At 70.4% G+C, this 18855-nt stretch carries 18 protein-coding genes; 9 read left to right on the forward strand and 9 right to left on the reverse strand.

Annotated elements, in window-relative coordinates; translation table 11 throughout:
* The first annotated feature begins 1 nt into the window (after position 1).
* Together ACFWV8_RS10455 and ACFWV8_RS10460 are read left to right on the forward strand one after the other, a co-directional pair.
* Positions 2–700 carry a GntR family transcriptional regulator gene (locus ACFWV8_RS10455; protein WP_384199555.1) on the forward strand — a complete coding sequence of 233 codons (699 nt, stop codon included), beginning with the start codon at positions 2–4 and terminating at the stop codon, positions 698–700.
* Between the two features lie 150 nt (positions 701–850).
* Complete coding sequence (locus ACFWV8_RS10460) at positions 851–2878, forward strand: SpoIIE family protein phosphatase (RefSeq protein ID WP_384199557.1); 2028 nt, start codon at positions 851–853, stop codon at positions 2876–2878.
* A 77-nt stretch (positions 2879–2955) separates the two neighbouring features.
* Here the strand turns inward: ACFWV8_RS10460 and ACFWV8_RS10465 are convergent, their stop codons facing one another.
* A complete protein-coding gene (locus ACFWV8_RS10465) occupies positions 2956–3474 on the reverse strand; it encodes a hypothetical protein (RefSeq protein WP_384199635.1) in 519 nt (172 codons plus the stop codon).
* A gap of 455 nt (positions 3475–3929) precedes the next feature.
* On the opposite strand from ACFWV8_RS10465, the gene ACFWV8_RS10470 reads away from it, so the two are divergent.
* Positions 3930–7142, forward strand: coding sequence for a tetratricopeptide repeat protein (locus ACFWV8_RS10470; protein ID WP_384199559.1), 3213 nt, complete (start codon positions 3930–3932; stop codon positions 7140–7142).
* A gap of 135 nt (positions 7143–7277) precedes the next feature.
* On the opposite strand, the gene ACFWV8_RS10475 is transcribed toward ACFWV8_RS10470, so the two are convergent.
* The 4 genes from ACFWV8_RS10475 to mca form a co-directional block, all read right to left on the reverse strand.
* On the reverse strand, positions 7278–7886 hold the full coding sequence (locus ACFWV8_RS10475; protein WP_384199561.1) for a hypothetical protein: 609 nt from the start codon (positions 7884–7886) through the stop codon (positions 7278–7280).
* Between the two features lie 39 nt (positions 7887–7925).
* On the reverse strand, positions 7926–8504 hold the full coding sequence (locus tag ACFWV8_RS10480) for a hypothetical protein (RefSeq protein ID WP_384199563.1): 579 nt from the start codon (positions 8502–8504) through the stop codon (positions 7926–7928).
* Between the two features lie 432 nt (positions 8505–8936).
* Entirely contained in the window at positions 8937–9185 is a 249-nt protein-coding gene (locus tag ACFWV8_RS10485; protein WP_384199565.1) for a hypothetical protein, read from the reverse strand.
* A 1-nt stretch (position 9186) separates the two neighbouring features.
* Entirely contained in the window at positions 9187–10068 is an 882-nt protein-coding gene (gene mca / locus ACFWV8_RS10490) for a mycothiol conjugate amidase Mca (RefSeq protein ID WP_384199567.1), read from the reverse strand.
* Positions 10069–10152: 84 nt separating this feature from the next.
* Between mca and ACFWV8_RS10495 the strand changes: the two genes are divergently transcribed.
* Both ACFWV8_RS10495 and greA read left to right on the forward strand, forming a co-directional pair.
* A complete protein-coding gene (locus ACFWV8_RS10495) occupies positions 10153–10563 on the forward strand; it encodes a DUF4307 domain-containing protein (RefSeq protein WP_329382479.1) in 411 nt (136 codons plus the stop codon).
* 218 nt (positions 10564–10781) lie between these two features.
* Positions 10782–11279 (forward strand): transcription elongation factor GreA, encoded by a 498-nt coding sequence (greA, locus tag ACFWV8_RS10500; protein WP_384199569.1) that lies wholly within the window; start codon positions 10782–10784, stop codon positions 11277–11279.
* A gap of 58 nt (positions 11280–11337) precedes the next feature.
* On the opposite strand, the gene ACFWV8_RS10505 is transcribed toward greA, so the two are convergent.
* The 3 genes from ACFWV8_RS10505 to ilvA all read right to left on the reverse strand — a co-directional run bounded on the left by ACFWV8_RS10505 (position 11338) and on the right by ilvA (position 14745).
* Complete coding sequence (locus ACFWV8_RS10505) at positions 11338–12210, reverse strand: ABC transporter permease (protein WP_329382485.1); 873 nt, start codon at positions 12208–12210, stop codon at positions 11338–11340.
* Positions 12207–13319 (reverse strand): ATP-binding cassette domain-containing protein, encoded by a 1113-nt coding sequence (locus tag ACFWV8_RS10510; RefSeq protein ID WP_384199572.1) that lies wholly within the window; start codon positions 13317–13319, stop codon positions 12207–12209. The genes ACFWV8_RS10505 and ACFWV8_RS10510 overlap by 4 nt, the downstream gene beginning before the upstream one ends.
* A 262-nt stretch (positions 13320–13581) precedes the next feature.
* Complete coding sequence (ilvA, locus tag ACFWV8_RS10515; RefSeq protein ID WP_384199637.1) at positions 13582–14745, reverse strand: threonine ammonia-lyase; 1164 nt, start codon at positions 14743–14745, stop codon at positions 13582–13584.
* Positions 14746–15009: 264 nt separating this feature from the next.
* Between ilvA and ACFWV8_RS10520 the strand changes: the two genes are divergently transcribed.
* Genes ACFWV8_RS10520 through ACFWV8_RS10530 form a run of 3 tightly spaced genes read left to right on the forward strand, consistent with a single transcriptional unit; the run spans position 15010 to position 16436 of the window.
* A complete protein-coding gene (locus ACFWV8_RS10520) occupies positions 15010–15657 on the forward strand; it encodes a MarR family winged helix-turn-helix transcriptional regulator (RefSeq protein WP_384199574.1) in 648 nt (215 codons plus the stop codon).
* Between the two features lie 30 nt (positions 15658–15687).
* Positions 15688–16188, forward strand: a complete 501-nt coding sequence (locus ACFWV8_RS10525; RefSeq protein WP_384199576.1) for a sigma factor-like helix-turn-helix DNA-binding protein — start codon at positions 15688–15690, stop codon at positions 16186–16188.
* The gene (locus ACFWV8_RS10530) at positions 16185–16436 is read left to right on the forward strand and encodes a hypothetical protein (protein WP_384199578.1); all 252 of its coding nucleotides are present in this window, start codon (positions 16185–16187) and stop codon (positions 16434–16436) included. Before ACFWV8_RS10525 ends, ACFWV8_RS10530 begins: the two co-directional genes overlap by 4 nt.
* Before the next feature lie 21 nt (positions 16437–16457).
* On the opposite strand, the gene ACFWV8_RS10535 is transcribed toward ACFWV8_RS10530, so the two are convergent.
* Positions 16458–17603 (reverse strand): cystathionine gamma-synthase, encoded by a 1146-nt coding sequence (locus ACFWV8_RS10535; protein ID WP_384199580.1) that lies wholly within the window; start codon positions 17601–17603, stop codon positions 16458–16460.
* A gap of 66 nt (positions 17604–17669) precedes the next feature.
* Between ACFWV8_RS10535 and ACFWV8_RS10540 the strand changes: the two genes are divergently transcribed.
* On the forward strand, positions 17670–18773 hold the full coding sequence (locus tag ACFWV8_RS10540) for a hypothetical protein (RefSeq protein ID WP_384199582.1): 1104 nt from the start codon (positions 17670–17672) through the stop codon (positions 18771–18773).
* Positions 18774–18855: the final 82 nt, after the last annotated feature.

Here is an 18855-nt window from a genome sequence, read left to right on the forward strand (position 1 = left end):
CATGGCCACCACGTCCGCCCGCGGCCGTCCCGGGAGCAACTCCCTGGTCGTGGAGTCGATCTCCGAACAGCTCTATTCGATCCTCTGCGAGCGGATCACCAGTGGGGTGTACGCACCGGGCTCCCGGATCGACCCGCAGGCCATCGCCGCCGAGTTCGGCGTGTCACGCACCCCGGTGCGTGACACGCTGGTGCGCCTGGAGCACGACCGCCTCGTGGAGACCCGTCCCCGCTCCGGCACCTTCGTCACCCGGCCCTCGCGCCAGGACGTGCACGAGGTGTGCCAGCTGCGGAAGGCCCTCGAATGGCTCGCCACCGGTGTCGCCGCCGAGACGATGCCCGTCGAGCGGATCACGGATCTGCGCGAGGAGGCCGTCGAGGCGATGCGCGCCGCCGAACGGGGCGACTACGAACCGTTCTTCGCCAGCGACACCCGGCTGCACCGCGAGATCATCGAGGCCACCGGCAACACCCGGCTGATCGTCGCCCGGGAGTCGGTCGAGCCCTTCGTCTACTGGCTGCGCGTCCTCGGGGCCACCGGACCGCACCGCCTCGCCGGATCCACCCGGCGGCACCTGGAGATCCTGGACGCGATGGCCGCCCGTGACGTCTCCGGCGCGCGGGAGGCGGCGGCGATCCACCTTGTCGAAGTCGAGGAGTGGACCCTGGAGGACATGGCCTCCCACTCCATCGTCACCTGACCCCTTTCGAGGTCCGTCACGGACAAGGCCCGTCACGGGCGAGGTCCGTCACGGGCGCCGACACACCTGGCGCCGCGATCAGCGCATGCCCGTTTCCCCGTCCCGGGGGAACATCGTCATGGGGCAGCCGACGATCAGGAAGGCGGCCGGATGTTCGAGATCGAGAGCCTCGAAGAGGCCGCCGTCGGTGCTGCCCTGGTCACCGGCCCCCGGCATCGGCTGATGCAGCACAATCGGTCCTTCCGGGAGCTGTTCGACTTCTGGCGTCCCGGTCAGGAGGCGGGCGTCGCCCTGAGCGGACCGGGGCTGCGCCCCGTGCTCCGCGCGCTGGATCGGGCCGGCTCCGACCCGTCGGCGGTCCTCATCGAGGCCCCCGGGCCCGACGAGCCGTCCGCGCGGCGCACCTGGGTGGTGAGCTGCCTGCCCGTGGACTCCCGGCACGGGGCAGCCGTCCTGCTGCTCGCGACAAGGGTCCCGGACGGACCGGCGGATGCCACCACCGTCCGCCGGCACGACCCGGCGGACGGCGGCGGGGACCTCGCGCGCTACGAAGCCCTGCTCTCCGCCGTCCCGCAGGTCGTCTGGCTCATGACCCCGGACGGCGGGATCTCCGCCCTCGTCGGCCGCCTCGGCGACACCGGCGGCGGTCTGTGGCACCCCGGGGGGACAAACGTCTCGTGGATGGACGCCATCCATCCGAAGGACCGTGTCTGGTTCGGCGAGCGGTGGGAGGCCACAGCCCGCGGGGAGGCACTTCTCGACGCCGTCGTACGGGTACGGCAGGAAGGGGACCCCGTACGCTACCGGCACATCAAGATCGTCGCCGTCCCCGTCCTGCGCGAGGGGAAAGTCCGCGAATGGATCGGCACCGTGACCGATGCCGAGGACCAGTGGCGCGTGCGGACCCGGGACCGGCTGCTGGAGCGCGCGTCGGCCGTGACGTCCGCGCACGACCTGTCCGAGGCCTTCGCCGCCACCGCCTCCGCCGTGGTGCCCGATCTCGCGGACGCCTTCGTCGTCTTCCAGCTGCGGCAGACCGACCCCACCCGATCGGCCCCCGGAGCCGGAACCGCGCACGCCACCAGAGCACGGAGCGTGCTCGCCCCCGGCCTCCCGCCACTTCCCGCGGCGAGGGACGACTTCGTGCTCGGGACCGCGGCGAAGAAGGTGATCGGCAGCGGCCGGACGAAGCTGCTCACCTTCCCTCCGGGCGACCCGCCGCGGGACCTGATCTCCGGCAGGTCGGCCGAATGGCTGGCCCAGGCGGAGGCCACCAGCCTGGCGATCGTGCCCGTCGTCGTCGACGGCCGGACAGTGGCCCTGGCCTCGGCCGCCACCTGCCGCGGCAACCCGCCGCCCGACGACGCGGAACTCGGCCTGCTCGAAGAAGTCCTCCACCGTGTCCAGGAACCGCTGCGGCGCACCCTGGAACTCCAGAGCGTCCGCGACACCGCCCTGGTCCTTCAGCGGTCCTTCCTGATCACGCCGCCACACGTGGACGGCGCCGAGCTGGCCGCCGTCTACCAGCCCGCCAGCACGACGGCGGAGATCGGAGGCGACTGGTACGACGCGATCGTCATGCCCGACGGCACTGTCACCCTCTCCATCGGCGATGTCGCCGGCCACGACCTCGACGCGGCCACGGAGATGACGAAAGCCAGCAGCATGCTGCGGGCGTTCGCCTACACCGACGGTCCGGGCAGCCCCGCGCGAACGCTCAGCCGACTGGACCATGTGGCCCTCGGCGTCAGCACCGCCGCGCTCATCACCGCCCTGCACGCCGTGCTCCGGCCGGCCGACGACCACCGCTGGAACGTCACCCTGTCCAACGCGGGCCACCCGCCGCCCCTGCTGATCCCCGCCGCCGGACCGGCCCACTATCTGAACGAGGCCGTATCCCCCGACCCGCCCCTGTGTGTCGCACCGGAGGTGCGGCGCCATGACCGGCAGCACACCCTCACGGACGGCGACACCCTGCTGTTCTACACGGACGGCCTGGTGGAGGCACCCGGCACCGACATCTCCGACGGCATGCGGCACCTCGCCGACCGCGCCACCGGTCTGCGCCGCCCCGGCCTGTCCCTCACCGGCCTCGTCACCGCGCTGCTCCCCCCGTCGGGCAGGGCCGACGACGACATCGCCGTCCTGGCGTTCCGCGTCGCGCGGGACAGGCGCTGACAGAATCCGCAGGACACGCCCTCACCCCCGTGTGCGAGGGTGCGCCCTGCGAGTTTCCGGTCAGCGAGTGGGGCCGGTCAGCAGCCGCCGCAGTTGTGGTAGGTCACGTCCCAGTGGTTGACCTCGTTGTAGTAGATGTTCCCGGAGGCCGACTGCCACTTGCTGCCGCCGATGGAGGTGAACGTGCCGGTGATGTAGTTGGTCAGGCAGCTCGACATGGCGAAGTCGAGCTTGTAGCCGTTCCAGTGGCTGTAGGTGCCCGACGCGTGGCCGGTCTCCGTGCCGCCGGTGACGGTCATGGCGCAGCCGGTGGCGCCCTTGAGGGTGATCGCGCCCTGGATCGTCGCGGAGTTGACCTGGTCGAGGGAGGTACAGGTCGGGTTGTTACGGTCCGAACAGCCGCCGCTGGACCGGATGCCGATGCCGGCGTTGCCGAGCTGCGCGGCGGCGGTGGCGTGGCTGAGCTTGGCGAGCGCGCCGGCGGGGGCCTTGGTGTCGGCGGGCGCGGCCTGCGCGAGTGCGGGGGACGAGAAGAAGGCCAGGGCGAGGGCGGAGGCGCCGATCGCGGTGCCTCTGAGGACCTTGTTCACTGTAATTTCCTCTTCGGTGGGGGACGGGGAGGTCAACTACGCGCGTAGCATGGCCGGCCGCACCGTCCAGCACGAACACCCAACTCGCCCTGATACGGCGTCAATTGAGCCTCGCGCGCACGGCGCGGCCGGTCATGCAGACAAGATGGCACATCTACGCGCGATGCGTAAGGCGCCGCAGCGACAAGGCGCGGCAGCATGTTGCAGGCCCGCGCCGGGCCCCTCCCCCGGCCACGCGGCGGACCACCGGCCGGGCTCTTTCCGCCGCGCGCGTAAAGAGGCGGTGCGCGGGCAAGACGTACGGACACACATACGCAGGAGTGACGCGCGTTGGCACCCGGCGCGGAGCGACGGCACCGGCCGCCGCGGGCACGGCCCGCCGCCTCGCGCTCGCGCGCCCCGCGCAGGACACTGGGCCGGGGCACGCCGAAGTACCGGGATGCTCTCGGAGGGGGAGACATATGCGGGACAGCCATCGCGCCGAGGCCGAGAGGTTGTTGGTTCGCGCCGTCGAGGAGGAGGTGCGGCGCTCCGGCGGTCGGATCGACGGCAATGTTCTTCTGGCGCGCGGGCGGGGCGCGCTGGACTCGATCGCGGAGGCCGCGGCCGACGAATACGCGCTGTACGAGGCGGCGCTCGGCCGGGCCGACGCCGAACGGCGGACCATGTCCGACCGGCTGGGCGGGGGCGCGCTGCGAACGCCCCTGCTGGTGGCGGGCGTTGCCGCCGCCTCCGCCGCCGTCGCCGATGTCGGGCTCGGCACCGGTACCGGGACAGCGGTCGGGACGGGCGTGATCGTCGCGGTCGTCGGTACGGCGACCGCCGTCGCCAACGTGGCCTCCGCGGGCCGCTCTTCGGGCCGCGCCGGGGCCGCCGAACAGGCGGGGAACGTCGAGCAGTTGAGGCTTCAGTGGCTGACGGCGCTGGAGGTACGGGGCATCCGCCCGTATCTGGACCAGCAGCGGGTCCTGACCCAGGCGACCCGGCGGACCACCAAGAAACCCACCGTCGTACCGCAGTTGCGCGGTTCCGACCGCAGTGCCGCCGCCCGCCGGCGCAGCGTCCTGGAGCAGTCCTTCGGTCATCTCCCGGCGCCCGACGGCCCGTTCGCGGGCCGGCGCGAGGAGATCGGCCAGATCGCGCGCTGGGTGCACGCGGCCCGCGCGTCGACGGAGACCAGGCCGACCGTCGTCGTGCTGTACGGCGCGCCGGGCTCGGGCCGCACCACGCTCGCCGTGCGGGCGGCGCACCAGCTCAGGGACCAGTTCCGCGGTGCGTGCGTGGTGGACCTGCGGGGCGGCGGCGCGGGCCAGGGGCCGCTGTCGACCAGGGACGCGCTGCTGCATCTGCTGAACCGGCTCGGCGCGCCGCGTGAGCAACTGCTGTTCCGTGAGCGGTCGTCGCCCGAGCAGCAGGTACGGCGGCTGAGCGAGCTGTACCACCAGCATCTGACCGGGCTGCCGGTGACAATCGTGCTGGACGACGCCTCCGACGCGGAACAGATCCGCACGCTGCTGCCCGAACGGTCCGACAGTCTCCTGCTGGTGACGTCCCGTCAGCCGGTGGAGCTGCCGGCGGACACCCCGGCGTGGGTGCACCAGCTGCCGCTGGAGGCGCTGGACGGCGCGGGCTGCGAGGAGTTGCTGCGTGCCGTCGGCGAAGAGCCCCAGGGCGGCCCGTACGACGCGCAGAGCATCGACAGGGTCGGTGAGCTGTGCGGCGGGCTGCCGCTGGCGCTGCGTATCGCGGGCTCGTCGCTCGGTTCGCGTACGTCGCAGCAACTGGCCACGGATCTGGAGGCGTACGGCCCGGTCGACCCGGCCGAGCGCGCGATGTGGCTGCGCTACAGCGACCAGAGCGACCAGGCACGCAGGCTGCTGCGGCGTCTCGCGCTGGCCGGGCGCGCCTCGCTCGGCGCGGCGGCGGCCGCCGCGCTGCTCGCCACGGACGAGCAGGAGGCGGAGCGGCTGCTGACCGTGCTGTCCCGCGCGGGCCTGATCGACCATGTGCGGGCCAGCCGCTACCGGCTCCACGACGTCGTACGGAACTTCGCGCTGGCCCGGCTGCTGGACGAGGAGGAGGCGGCCGACCGCACTGCCGCGCAGGAGCGCCTCATCCAGAACTACTCGGAGCTCGCCGACTCCGTGATCCGGCTGGTCGACGGCAAGACGTCGACGCGCGCCGACCAGTTCGGCGGCCACGGTTTCTCCTCGCTCGACGCCGCCCTGCGCTGGCTGGACGACGAGTCGAGCTTCATCACCGCGGCGCTGCGGCACGCGGAGGGTGTCGACCAGGCGGCCGTGCTGAGCCTGCTGGGCGCGCTCTGCGACTACTGCCTGCTGCGCGGGGACCTCTACCGGCTCGGTGAGATCAGCGAGTTGGCGCAGGCGGTCGACCAGGGGCTGCTGATCCGGTCGGTGCAGTGGCGTACCGGTATCGCGGCCCGGCAGCTCGGCGAGCTGGACAAGGCCCAGACGACCCTGACGTCGGTGGTCGACCTCTACCGCGAGGCGCACCACGACGCGGGCGCCGCCCGCGCGCTCTGCTCGCTGGGCATCACGCTGCACCACCAGGGCAATCTCACCGGGGCGTCGGCGAAGCTGCGCGAGGCGCTGGAGCTCCAGGCCCCGGCGGAGCTCGGCGCCGACCGCGCCTGGACGCTGCACGCGCTGGCGGCCGTCGAGCGCGACCGGGCGAATCTCACGGAGGCGATCGCACTGCTGTCGACGGCGCTGGTCCTGCACCGCGAGGGGGAGTCGCTGCACGGCGAGGCGTGGACGCACTTCCAGCTCGGGCAGGTCTGTCTGCGGTTGGGCGACGTGCCGCGCGCCGAGCGGGAGTTGGGCCAGGCGATGGATCTGTACGGCCGCACCCGCGACGGCCGCGGCGAGGCCTGGGCACTGACGCAGCTGGCCAGGGCCCGGCTGGTGGACGGCGAACCGGAGTCGGCGGCGGACCAGTTCCGCCAGGCGCTCTCGCGGCACCGGGACAACGAGGACGCGCGCGGCGAGGCGTGGACGCTGTACTACCTGGGCCAGGCGCTGGAGGAGTGCGGCGACGCCGCGCAGGCGGTACGCGAACTGGAGCGCGCGCGCTCGATGTTCTCCCGGATGCGCGACGTGTACGGGCTGGCCTGCGCCCGCCACCACTCGGGCCGGGCGACCCGCGACCAGCGGGCCGCGCAGACCGGCAATCTCCGCAACTCCGGCTTCGCCAGGCAGCTTCTCGTCGACGCCCGCGCGGACTTCCGCCGGATCGGCGTCGCGCACGGCGAGGCGTGGACCTGTCTGGAACTGGCGATCATCGACGCGGGCAACAGCAAGGCGGCCCAGGCGCTGGCGCTGTGCGACGAGGCGGCGGCGCTGTTCACCTCGTACGGCGACGACCGCGGCGCCGACTGGGCCCGCTTCCTGCGCTGCACGCTGCTGCCGTACGGCTCCGCGGGCGGCGTCGAGGTCGGGTCCGTGGTGGCGGAGCAGGAACTGACCGAGCTGGTGGCGTCGCGGCACCCCTCGCGCGACGGCAAGCTGGACGACTGCCTGGAGACGTTCACGGTGATGCTGGAGCGCGGAGTAGCGCTGGAGGACGGCTGGCAGGCCTGGCGGCTTGGCATGGTCCCGAGCCGCCACGCCCGCGAGGTCATGGGCGTCCCGGTGGAACCGGCCCAGGCCTGAGCCCGCGCCCCCGGAGACCCCTTCGCCTGAGAAGCCGCCCCCTCCCGCCGACCGCTGCGCCGGGAGGGCCACCGTCCCGGTGAGGTGCGGCCCGGTTCTGGGCCGCCCTTCAGAGGAGTTCTGAAGGGCGGCTCGTCAACGCCGGCGCTTCGACGGCCGTTTGTCGCTGGACTTTTCCTTGTGGCTGGACTTCTCCTGGTTGCTGGAGGTCGCCACCGGTTGCGCCTGATCTGTCTGACCGTAGTAGCCGGCATACGCGGCAACATCCTGCTGGGACGACTGCTGCTGGTGAGAGGAGGTCGCCTCCTGCTCGGCGTAATCCTGCTCCCATTTCTGCTTCCATCGCTCCGCGTCTTCCCAACGGCCCGCTCTCAACGACTCCTGGTAAGCGAGATGCGCAGGGATGTCCTGCTGGGACGCCTGTTGCTCCTGAGAGGAAGTCGCCACCGCTTGCGCCGGATCCGACTGACCGTAGTAGCCGGCATACGCGGCAATGTCCTGCTGGGACGACTGCTGCTGGTAAGAGGAAGTCGCCACCGTTTGCGCCGGATCCGGCTGAGTGTAGTAGTTGGCGTATGTGGCGACGCCCTGCTGGGACGACTGCGTATATAAAGAGCCGTCCTGCTGGGACGCCTGCTGCTGGCGAGTCGCCCGCCATTGGTCATAGATGTGCTGTTCTTCCTGCTGCCGCCTTTCCTCTACTTCACGTGCAGCATGGGCATTCGGATTTGAATACTCAGCCACTTGATTTCCGTCTTTGTCGAAAATAGTGACCGCGGAAACTTATTCCCCCTTAACACCTTTCCAGAATGCCACTTCCTGCTGATTAACGTAAGCCTTCCTATTGAGACTGGCAACAAAGTCGTATCCGCCCGGAGCGTTGATGGTCCAACGCTTGAAGTGTCCGTTGGCATCGACAGCCCAGGGCGGGCGAGGCCCTTCTTCATCAAAGGTCGAATCGCGGCTCGCACTCACCAGAGCCGTTTCGGTCATTTCGGCCTGATAGTACTGAAGACTTGAGGGGAGTTTATCATTATGAGGTTTGAAACCCTCATTGAAGATTACACCGATTTCGCGCGGGTCCCAGCGATACACAGGCTCGATGTCCCGCCGGTATGCCGCCTTCAGGCCCCTGGCGGGGCCGCTGTTGGCAACCTTGATCTTCTCCGGAGGGGGACCGAACTTGCTCTTCCCGAAACCCACCGTAGGTTGCGGAGTGAACGAGGTTTCGCGGGCGTACCGCAGATACTGCTCCCGGAAATCTTCCCAGTCGTGCAAATCGCCTTCGTCCGAACCGGATTGGTAACGATCACTGCTGGTGGAGGCATCGGAAAAATCAGGGCGGTCAACTGGAGTCGACATCGATTCTTATCCAATCTTCGGCGAGCAATCCGCTGGAAGCGTTCTTCGAGTGCCGTCCGCCATCGAATTATGTTGCTCCGCCGGCAGTACGTGCGCCTCGGCGCCTCACAGCGTTCACTACGGCTCACCGTCTGATTCGGTTCACGTTGTAAACGCGCCAAGCTTGCGCGGTCTGCCCCCACCGGTCACGGTGACCCCGGCCCTCCTGGTGCTACAGGACGGCAGGGTTTGCGCGTGCCCAGCTTGTCGCCGCGGAGGCGATCACCCCACGCGCGCCGTACTCGCCCACCACACATCTTCCAACCACTTGGGCCGAGCGTCGCACCCCTCCGACCAGGGGTACCGCTCTGAGAGGTTGGGGACACGGCTCACGGATGCCTTGCCTACCCGCGAGCCGCGTCCTCACGGGTCAGTACACCCAGGGCACGCGCCTCAGGTCGTCTGCCGACCGCCCGCCGAAGCCTTCGCCGACGCCGTCGGCTCCTCCGCGCCCGCCCCGTCCGCCGGCTTCTCCTCGAAGTCGACCTTGCCCATGTGGCGGTTCATCGACTTCATCAGGAGCCATACCCCGCCCGCCATCACGGCGAAGACGACGAAGCCGAGGACGCCGGGCGTCACCTTGTTCTCGTCCAGCTCCTTCGCGAGCGGAACGAGCTGAGTCACTGCCTGGGTCGCATACATATCAGGCATTGTCGCGGATGCCCGCGAAGAGGTCGCTCTCGGGGAGGGAGGTGTCGACGAGCGACTTCACGAGCTCGTACTCCTCGGTCGGCCAGATCTCCCGCTGGATGTCCATCGGGACGCGGAACCAGCCCCCGTCGGGGTCGATCTGCGTGGCGTGCGCGACCAGCGCCTTGTCGCGGATCTCGTAGAAGTCGTCGCACGGCACATGCGTGGTCAGCGTGCGCTCCGCGCGCCCGAACTCCGCCCAGCGCTCCAGCCACTCCGCGTACGGGGATTCCAGACCGCGCGCCAGCAACGCCTCGTGCAGCGCGACCGTACGGGGACGGTTGAAGCCCTGGTTGAAGTAGATCTTCTGCGGCTGCCACACCGGGCCGAACTCGGCCTCGGGGTACTTCTCGGCGTCCGCCGCCGACTCGAAGGCCGCCATCGAGATCTTGTGGGTCATGATGTGGTCGGGGTGCGGGTACCCGCCGTTCTCGTCGTACGTCGTGATGACCTGCGGACGCTGCTCGCGGATCATCCGCACGAGCCGGCCGGCCGCCTCGTCGACGTCCTCCAGGGCGAAGCAGCCCTCGGGGAGCGGCGGCAGCGGGTCACCCTCGGGCAGGCCCGAGTCCACGTAACCGAGCCACTGCTGTCTGATGCCGAGGATCTCGCGGGCCTCGTCCATCTCCTTCTTGCGGACCTCGTGGATGTGCTCCTCGATATAAGCGTCCCCCTGGAGCTTGGGGTTGAGGATGGAGCCGCGCTCGCCTCCGGTGCAGGTCACGACCAGCACGTCCACCCCCTCGGATACGTACTTGGCCATGGTCGCCGCGCCCTTGCTCGACTCGTCGTCGGGGTGGGCGTGCACGGCCATCAAACGCAGCTGGTCAGTCAAGACTCGGTCCTCAGTGATATGTCGCGACGGGCGGCTTCTATAGTGACGGAAACCAGGGACGGAAAATTCCGGAGAGGAACGTCCATGACCGCGGAACGCCCACCGGTGCTTCCCGATGACCGCTACGGCCGCTCGTCCGACGAGCGTGCGGACCGGGGGCTCAGGATCGTCGGCTCGGTGCTCGGCGTCGGCCTTCTCGCGCTCGTCGGCTGGTTCGGTTACGACTATGTGGCAGGCCAGAGTGTCTCGGGCGAGCTCATCAAATTCAAGCGGGTATCGGCCTCCGCGGTCGAGGTGCATCTGGAGGTCCGCAAGGACAAGGACGCGGCCGGCACGTGCACGCTGCGTTCGCGCGCGGAGGACGGCGCCGAGGTGGGCCGCAAGGACGTCCGCTTCGACGGTCCCGAGACGCGGATAGACCGGGTCGTCACCGTCCGTACGACCGGCAGCGCGACGAGCGCGGAGCTCGTCGGGTGTACGTCCGACGACAGCTGACAAGCGTGGTCCAGGTCACCGGGCGCCCGATTCTGCTCTGAACCTTCCCGGCGCCCCTCCAGGTTCACCTCGCTGACCTGCGTTGATGTGATTCTGATGCCTTTCGTCCTGCCCTTGCGCCGCGGAATTGTTAGGCTCGTGGTTTCGCCCACCCGAGAAGGCACAATCCTTCTGGGTAGGGCGTTGCTTTGTATACCCAGCACCTACGAGGAGCACCTGTGACCCAGACCAGCGAGAACGTCACCTGGCTCACCCAGGCGGCGTACAACCAGCTCAAGGCCGAGCTGGATCACCTGTCTGGTCCCGCGCGCGTCGAGATCGCCCAGAAGATCGAGGCCGCCCGCGAGGAGGGGGACCTGAAGGAGAACGGCGGGTACCACGCGGCCAAGGAGGAGCAGGGCAAGCAGGAGCTGCGGGTACGCCAGCTGACCCAGCTCCTGCAGAACGCCAAGGTGGGCGAGGCACCGGCCGACGACGGGATCGTCGAGCCCGGGATGGTCGTCACGATCGCCTTCGACGGCGACGACGACGACACGCTGACGTTCCTCATGGCCTCGCGCGAATACGCGAGCTCCGACATCGAGACGTACTCACCGCAGTCGCCGCTCGGCACGGGTGTGAACGGCAAGAAGGTCGGCGACGAGGCGGAGTACGAGCTGCCGAACGGCAAGAAGGCCTCGGTGAAGATCCTGGCCGCGAAGCCGTACCAGGGCTAGAAAAATGATCCACCGGCCCCCCGGGGGGGCCGGTGGATCAGGACAGAGACGCCGAGCGTCAGGCGGTGGCCGAGCGGTAGCGCCGGACCGCCAGTGTGCGGAAGACCACGATGATCAGGACGGACCAGATCAGCGAGGCCCAGATCGGGTGCTCCATCGGCCAGGCGCCGGTCACCGAGGCCTCCCGGCCGGGGATGGTGTTGCCGAAGAGCTCGCGCGCCGCCTGGACGGTCGCGCTGAACGGATTCCACTCCGCGACATGCTGGAGGAACGCGGGCATGCCGTTGACCGGCACGAACGCGTTGGAGATGAACGTGAGCGGGAAGAGCCAAATCAGCCCGCCGGACGTGGCGGCCTCGGGCGTACGGACGATGAGCCCGATCAGCGCGCCGATCCACGAGAACGCGTAGCCGAGGAAGAGCAGCAGCGCGAAGCCGGCGAGCACACTGCCGATGTTCTCGTGGGTGCGCCAGCCGATGATCAGGGCGACGGCCGCGAGGACGACGAGCGTGAGGGCGGTCTGTACGAGGTCGGCGAGCGTACGTCCGGTGAGGACCGCGCCGCGGGCCATGGGCAGTGAGCGGAACCGGTCGATGAGCCCCTTGTGCATGTCGTCGGCGATGCCGGCGCCCGCGCCCGCCGTGGCGAAGGTCACGGTCTGCGCGAAGATGCCCGCCATCAGGAACTCGCGGTAGGCCTGGGCGCTGCCGGGGGCGGCGCCGGGGATGTTGATCGAGCCGCCGAAGACGTAGGTGAAGAGCACCACGAACATGATGGGCTGGATCAGCCCGAAGATGATCATCTCCGGGATGCGCACCATGCGGATCAGATTGCGCTTGGCCACGACCAGCGAGTCGCGGATCGACTGGACGATGCCGCCGCGCGGGGGCGGGGCGAGGGCCTTGGGCGAGGCCTCGGTTACGGCGCTCACTTGGCGCTCTCCTTCGGGTCCGTGACGGTGTCGTCCGTGATCGGGCCGGTGACGGTGTCGTCGGCGGGGTCGGAAGTGGGGTCGGGTGCCGTGGCGGTGGCCGAACCGGCGGGCCTGTCCGGGGACTTGCCCGATGCCGGGCCGCCGCCTTCGCCGTTCTCCCGGCCCTCCTCGGCGGCGTGGCCGGTCAGCGAGATGAAGACGTCGTCGAGCGTGGGGCGGCGCAGCCCGATGTCGTCGATCTCCACGCCCCGCGCGTCGAGTTCCCTGATGATCTCGGCGAGCAGTTTCGCGCCGCCGGTGACCGGGACGGTGAGCTTGCGGGTGTGCTCGGCGACCATCACCTCACCCTTGCCGAAACCGGCCAGCACATCGCGGGTCGGGGTGATCTGTTCGCGCTCGTGGACGACGACCTCGACGCGCTCGCCGCCCGTGCGGGCCTTGAGTTCGTCGGCGGTGCCGCGCGCGATGACCTGGCCGTGGTCGATGACGCAGATGTCATGGGCCAGGTGGTCGGCCTCTTCCAGATACTGGGTGGTGAGCAGCAACGTCGTACCGCCCGCGACCAGTTCCTCGATGATGCCCCACAACTGCTGGCGGTTGCGCGGGTCGAGGCCGGTCGTCGGCTCGTCCATGAACATCACCGGCGGGGAGACGACGAGCGCCGCGGCGAGGTCGAGTCGCCTGCGCATACCGCCGGAGTAGGTCTTGGTGGTGCGGTCGGCCGCGTCGCTGAGGTTGAAGCGGTCGAGGAGTTCGACGGCCCTGGCCTTCGCGGCGCGGGCGCTCTGCTGGTAGAGCTGGCCGACCATCTGGAGGTTCTCGCGGCCGGTCAGATACTCGTCGACGGCGGCGAACTGGCCGGAGAGGCCGATGTTCCTGCGGACCTCGTTGGGGTGCTTGAGCACGTCGATGCCCGCGACGACGGCCTTGCCGCTGTCGGGCTGGAGCAGAGTCGTCAGCACACGGACCGCGGTGGTCTTTCCCGCGCCGTTGGGGCCGAGCAGTCCGAGGACCGTGCCTTCGGGGACATCGAGATCGACGCCGTCCAGTGCTCTTACGTCGCCGAACGTCTTGACCAGGCCTTCGGCATAGATGGCGCCTGGCATAGGGGTACTCCCGGAGTTGTGTCAGATGCGGTGAAATGGTGCAATCCGTGCTAACGGAGAGCTTAAGCCGACAGAGCAGGGGCTGACGCTAACGCGATACATCGCGACCTGCAAGCTATTTACGTAAGCTCCATGTAAAGGCGACTGGGAGGCGCGCCGGAGACCGCCGGGAGACGGTTCAGAAACGCGCGAGAGTCACCCGGGGGTCGCCCCGGAGTCGCCCCGGAGTCGACCGGGAAGCTTTCGAAGGCGGTCCGGCGCCCTAGCCGAGAATCGTGTAGCCCGCCTCGCGCAGCGCCGACGCCACGTCCGCGCAGTGCTCGGGGCCCTTCGTCTCCAGATGCAGTTCCACATCCGCCTCGGTCAGCCCGAGCCGCGGATCGGTCCGTACGTGGCTCACGTCCAGCACGTTCGCGTCGGCCACCGACAGCACCCCCAGCAGCGTCGCGAGCGCCCCGGGCCGGTCCGTGATGCGCAGCCGCAGCCCCAGGTAGCGCCCGGACACCGCCATCCCGTGGCGCAGGATCCGCTGCATCAGCAAGGGGTCCACATTGCCGCCCGACAGCACGGCGACCACCGGCCCGGAGAACGCCCCCGGCGTGCTCAGCAGCGCCGCGACCGGGCTCGCCCCGGCCGGCTCCACGACCAGCTTCGCCCGCTCCAGACAGAGCAGGAGCGCGGCGGACAGCTCGTCCTCGGAGACCGTACGCACCTCGTCGACCAGATCCCTGACCAGTGGGAACGTGATCTCGCCCGGTCGGCCCACCTTGATGCCGTCCGCCATCGTCTGCTGCTCGTCGATCGACATCGGCCGCCCGGCCCGCAGCGAGGGCGGGAACGCCGCCGCGCCCGCCGCCTGCACACCGATCACCTTGACGTCCGGCCGTACTCCCTTCACCGCGAGGGCGATACCGGCGGCCAGTCCGCCGCCGCCGAGACCGACGACGATCGTCCGTACCTCGGGGCACTGCTCCAGGATCTCCAGGCCCACCGTGCCCTGTCCGGCGATGATGTCCGGGTGGTCGAAGGGGTGGATGAAGACCGCGCCGGTCTCGCGCGCGTACTCCTGCGCGGCGGCCAGGGTCTCGTCGACGACCTGGCCGTGCAGCCGCACCTCGGCGCCGTACTCACGGGTCGCCGCGACCTTGGGCAGCGGCGCCGCGAGCGGCATGAACACGGTGGAGCACACCCCCAGCAGCGTCGAGGCGAGCGCGACGCCCTGCGCGTGGTTGCCCGCGCTGGCCGCGACGACACCGGCCGCGCGTTCCTCGGGCGAGAGACCGGCGATCCGCACGTAAGCACCGCGCAGCTTGAACGACCCCGTCCGCTGGAGGTTCTCGCACTTGAGGTGGACCGGGGAGCCGACCAGGTGCGTCAGATGCCGGCTGCCCTCCATCGCGGTCATCCTGGCCACACCGTTCAGCATCTTCTGCGCGCCGCGGATGTCGTCGAGGATCAGCGCCGGCGCGGAGGCGCGCGGTGCGGCGGAGCTGAACGATCCGGAGGGACGCGACGTACCGAAGGTCATGATGGCCAGTCTCGCAGCTCATCACCCGGCCGGCCGCCCGAAACCGGGGGGCGTCCACCGGTTTACCCGCAGCTGGTACGGGCGGCGGCGGGGCCGCGTACTCTGTCCCCCACCAACCGACCACCGCACGAGAGAGCCCCAGCCATGCCCCCTACTCAGGACATGACTTCCGCTGTGTCGGCCTCCCCGGGCTCCGGCTCCGAACCCGCAGGTTCCGAACCCTCCGGCTCCGCACCTTTAGAGACCGCACCGGCACCTTCCGCCGGTACCGAACCCGTCGCCGTACCGGACGACGCCCCACTTCTCGACGCGCTCCAGCACCAGGTGGCCGTGTTCGCCCGACGGGCGGAACAGACCCGCCTCGGCGGCGTCGGCCAGGTGCGCAACTCCATGGACCGCGCCGCCTATCTGCTGCTCAACCGGCTCGATCTGGAAGGCCCGATGGGCGTCAAGGCGCTGGCCGCGGGGATGGGGATCGACTCCTCCACCGTCACCCGCCAGGTCGCGCCGCTCGTCGACACCGGCCTGGTCAAGCGCACGTCACACCCGGAGGACGGCCGCGCCGTCGTCCTCGAACTCTCGGCCCGCGGGCTGAGCCGCCTCGAAGAGGTCCGCTCCTCACGCCGCGAACTGATGTCGCAGGTCACGGAAGGCTGGACGGAGGACGAACGGGAATCGTTCTGCGCGCTCCTCACCCGGTTCAACTCCGCCCTGTCCGCACGGCAGTCGGGCCCCGCGTCGGCCGAACCGGTCGCGCACCGGGTCCCGGTGGACGAACCCGGCGGTACGGAGCCACCGCCGGCCTCTTGATTTCGGCCCGGGTCTGTCCTCATATGAGGTGTGCGAGAGCGATGGCAGCCGGCTGTGGACCGCCGTCGCGCCCAGGAGTTCGAGGCGTTCGTCGCGGGCGCGGCAGGCCGACTGCTGCATGCCGCCACGCTGCTGACGGGTGAGCCCGCCGACGCCAAACCCCGTGCGGAACGCCTGCTGACGGCCGCCCTGGCCCGTACGTACGCGGACTGGGACCGGCTGCGCGCCGAGGATCCGTACGACCGCGCACGTCAGGAGATCGCCGTCCGGTACGCGCGGGGTGCCTGGCGGCAGCCGCGGACCGGTGCGGGTCTGCTCGGCCGGCTCACACCGCAGGAGCGGCTCATTCTGGTGCTGCGGCTGTACGAGGGGGTCGCCGAGGAGCAGACGGCGGCGCTGATCGGACTGCCGGTCGAGCGGGTGCGGGCGATCTGCGCGCGGGCTGTCACCGCGATGCGGCAGCCCGCGCCGCCGCCCCGCCCGGCTCCGCACTGGCCGCTGTCGCTGCTCTCCCGGCAGGCGGCGCGATGAGCGGACACGGCCGTAAGGAGGACGAGGTCCGCCGGATGCTCGATCTGCCGCATCCGGCGGTCCCCGTCGATCTGACGGCCCGCGCGACCGCGCTCGGCACGCGTCTCCTGAACCGCAGACGCACCGCGCGCCTGGTGTTCTGGCTGCTGGTCACGGTGGCCGTGATCGTCTTCACGGTGTGGGCTTCGGTCGTGGAGCCGTGGTCGGTCCCGCCGTCCGAGAAGACCCCGCCGCTGGAGGGCTGGTGACGGCCGGGTCCCCAACTCCCGTCAGGCGAGCGCCTGTCGAAGGTCCGTCAGCAGATCGTCGGCGGACTCGATGCCGACCGACAGCCTGACCAGATCGTCCGGCACCTCCAGCGCGGAGCCGGCCACCGAGGCGTGCGTCATCCGGCCCGGGTGCTCGATCAGCGACTCGACACCGCCGAGTGACTCCCCCAGCGTGAAGACCTTCGCCCGGCCGCAGACCTCGATCGCCGCCTGCTCGCCGCCGGTGACCTGGAAGGACACCATGCCGCCGAAGGACTTCATCTGCTTGGCCGCGACCTCGTGGCCGGGGTGGTCGGGCAGGCCCGGGTAGTAGACCTTCGAGACCTTCGGGTGCCGGACGAGCATCTCGGCGACGCGCGTCGCGTTCTCGCTGTGCCGGTCCATCCGGACGGCGAGCGTCTTCACGCCGCGCAGCACGAGCCAGGCGTCGAAGGGGCCGGAGATCGCGCCCATCGCGTTCTGGTGGAAGGCGAGTTCGTCGCCGAGGGTGTCGTCGGCGGTGACCAGCGCGCCGCCCACGACGTCCGAGTGACCGCCCATGTACTTGGTGGTCGAGTGCACGACGACATCCGCCCCGAGCGCGAGCGGCTGCTGGAGGTAGGGGCTCGCGAAGGTGTTGTCCACGACGAGCTTCGCGCCCGCGGTGCGGGCGACCTCGGCCAGAGCCACGATGTCGCTGATGCCGAGGAGCGGGTTGGACGGGGTCTCGACCCAGATCGCCTTCGTACGGGGGCGCAGCGCGGCCCGTACCGCCACCGGGTCCGAGGTGTCGGCCACCGACCACTCCACGCCCCAGCGTGAGACGACCTTCGCGAAGAGCCGGAAGGTGCCGCCGTACGCGTCGTCGGGGATCACCACATGGTCACCGGGCGACAGCAGCGTACGGAGCAGGCAGTCCTCGGCGGCCAGGCCGGACGCGAAGGCGAGCCCGCGCCGGCCGCCCTCCAGTGCCGCCAGGTTCTCCTCCAGGGCGGAGCGCGTGGGGTTGGCGCTGCGGCTGTACTCGTAGCCGCCGCGCAGTCCGCCCACTCCGTCCTGCTTGTACGTGGACACCTGATAGATGGGGGGTACGACCGCGCCGGTGAGGGAATCAGGCGTGTTCCCCGCGTGGATGGCGATGGTCTCGAAGCTGTGCTCGTGGCTCATGAGCCCCGAGGGTAGCGGTCCGAGGGCCGACGGAGAGCGCGCCCGGCGTCCGGGACAATGGGGTGCATGGAGATTCTCTGGTTCCTGATCGCGGTGGGCATGGTCGCGGCCGTCGTGGCGCCGGTCATGCGTCGCCGGGGCGGTGGCATCCGCCAGGTCGAGCCCGGTTCGCCCGACGCCGCCGACCCGGCCGACTACGAATTCGTCCGTCAGGAGGAGCTCGACGTCCGGCTCCCCGGGCCGGACCAGGACCTGCTGGAGGTGCTGGACATCGTGCAGCGCACCCAGGACTGGCGGGCGGCGGCGCAGCTGCTCGCCGGGACCGCCAAGGAGGGCGAGGTGCGCTGGCAGCGCGTGCAGGCCTTCGCGGGCGCGGCGTCGCTGGAGCTCCAGCGGAAGCCGGGCGTCGGCGGCGCGTGGCTGCGGGCCTGGCGCGCGGAGTCGCCGAAGGACGCGGGCGGCGCTCAGGTGCACGCGGAGTTCCTGGTGCAGCAGGCGTGGCGTTCGTCGGAGGTGGGGACGGACGACTTCCGGATCATCCTGGAGGAGGCCCGCTCGGTCTGCGGCGACGCGGCGCTGCTGTCGCCCGGCGACCCCGTGCCGTACATCGTGGAGCTGGCCGTGGCCCGTGGGCTCGGCTACCCGCACGAGACGTTCGACCAGCTGTGGGCGAAGGTCATCGACCGCGCGCCCGACCACATGGGCGCGCATCTCGCGGCCCTGCACTACTGGTGCGAGAAGTGGCACGGCTCACGCGAGGACGCCGACCGGTTCGCGACGGCGTCGGCGGCGCGGGCCCCGCAGGGCTCACTGCTGGCCGCGCTGCCGCTGTTCGCGGTGTACGAGCATCTGCCGGAGGTCGCGCTGGTGCGGGACTTCTACCGCAGCGCGGTGGTGTCGACGGCGATGGAGGGTGCCCTGTTCGCGGTGCACGCGGCGCGCCCCGACGACCCGATGCTCGCGCACGTACGGCACCTGCTGATCGTTTTCCTGGTGCGGGCTGAGCGGTGGTCCGAGGCGATGAACCAGTTCGTCCAGGTGGACGGTCACGTCGGCGCGATGCCGTGGACACACAGCGAGGACCCTGCGGGGATGTACACGCTGTACCGGGCGCTGGCGGTGGCGGGCTACGAGGCGAACGGCGGCAGCCCGGCGACGCTGCCGCGGTGAGGGGCTCCGGGGCCGCCTGCCCCAGGCCCTGGTTCGAGGCGCCATTGCCGCGCTGACCTGCGGTGGTGCATACTCCGCAGAT

Origin of the sequence: Streptomyces sp. NPDC058665, assembly GCF_042714995.1 — a bacterium.
Lineage (GTDB): Bacteria > Actinomycetota > Actinomycetes > Streptomycetales > Streptomycetaceae > Streptomyces.

Coding starts and splice junctions, on each gene's coding strand:
- ACFWV8_RS10530 (WP_384199578.1), top strand. CDS start 16,185: ATGAGCGGACACGGCCGTAAGGAGGACGAGGTCCGCCGGATGCTCGAT.
- ACFWV8_RS10485 (WP_384199565.1), bottom strand. CDS start 9,185: ATGTATGCGACCCAGGCAGTGACTCAGCTCGTTCCGCTCGCGAAGGAG.
- ACFWV8_RS10540 (WP_384199582.1), top strand. CDS start 17,670: ATGGAGATTCTCTGGTTCCTGATCGCGGTGGGCATGGTCGCGGCCGTC.
- ACFWV8_RS10535 (WP_384199580.1), bottom strand. CDS start 17,603: ATGAGCCACGAGCACAGCTTCGAGACCATCGCCATCCACGCGGGGAAC.
- ACFWV8_RS10455 (WP_384199555.1), top strand. CDS start 2: ATGGCCACCACGTCCGCCCGCGGCCGTCCCGGGAGCAACTCCCTGGTC.
- ACFWV8_RS10460 (WP_384199557.1), top strand. CDS start 851: ATGTTCGAGATCGAGAGCCTCGAAGAGGCCGCCGTCGGTGCTGCCCTG.
- ACFWV8_RS10480 (WP_384199563.1), bottom strand. CDS start 8,504: ATGTCGACTCCAGTTGACCGCCCTGATTTTTCCGATGCCTCCACCAGC.
- ACFWV8_RS10470 (WP_384199559.1), top strand. CDS start 3,930: ATGCGGGACAGCCATCGCGCCGAGGCCGAGAGGTTGTTGGTTCGCGCC.
- ACFWV8_RS10495 (WP_329382479.1), top strand. CDS start 10,153: ATGACCGCGGAACGCCCACCGGTGCTTCCCGATGACCGCTACGGCCGC.
- ilvA (WP_384199637.1), bottom strand. CDS start 14,745: ATGCTGAACGGTGTGGCCAGGATGACCGCGATGGAGGGCAGCCGGCAT.
- ACFWV8_RS10520 (WP_384199574.1), top strand. CDS start 15,010: ATGACTTCCGCTGTGTCGGCCTCCCCGGGCTCCGGCTCCGAACCCGCA.
- ACFWV8_RS10510 (WP_384199572.1), bottom strand. CDS start 13,319: ATGCCAGGCGCCATCTATGCCGAAGGCCTGGTCAAGACGTTCGGCGAC.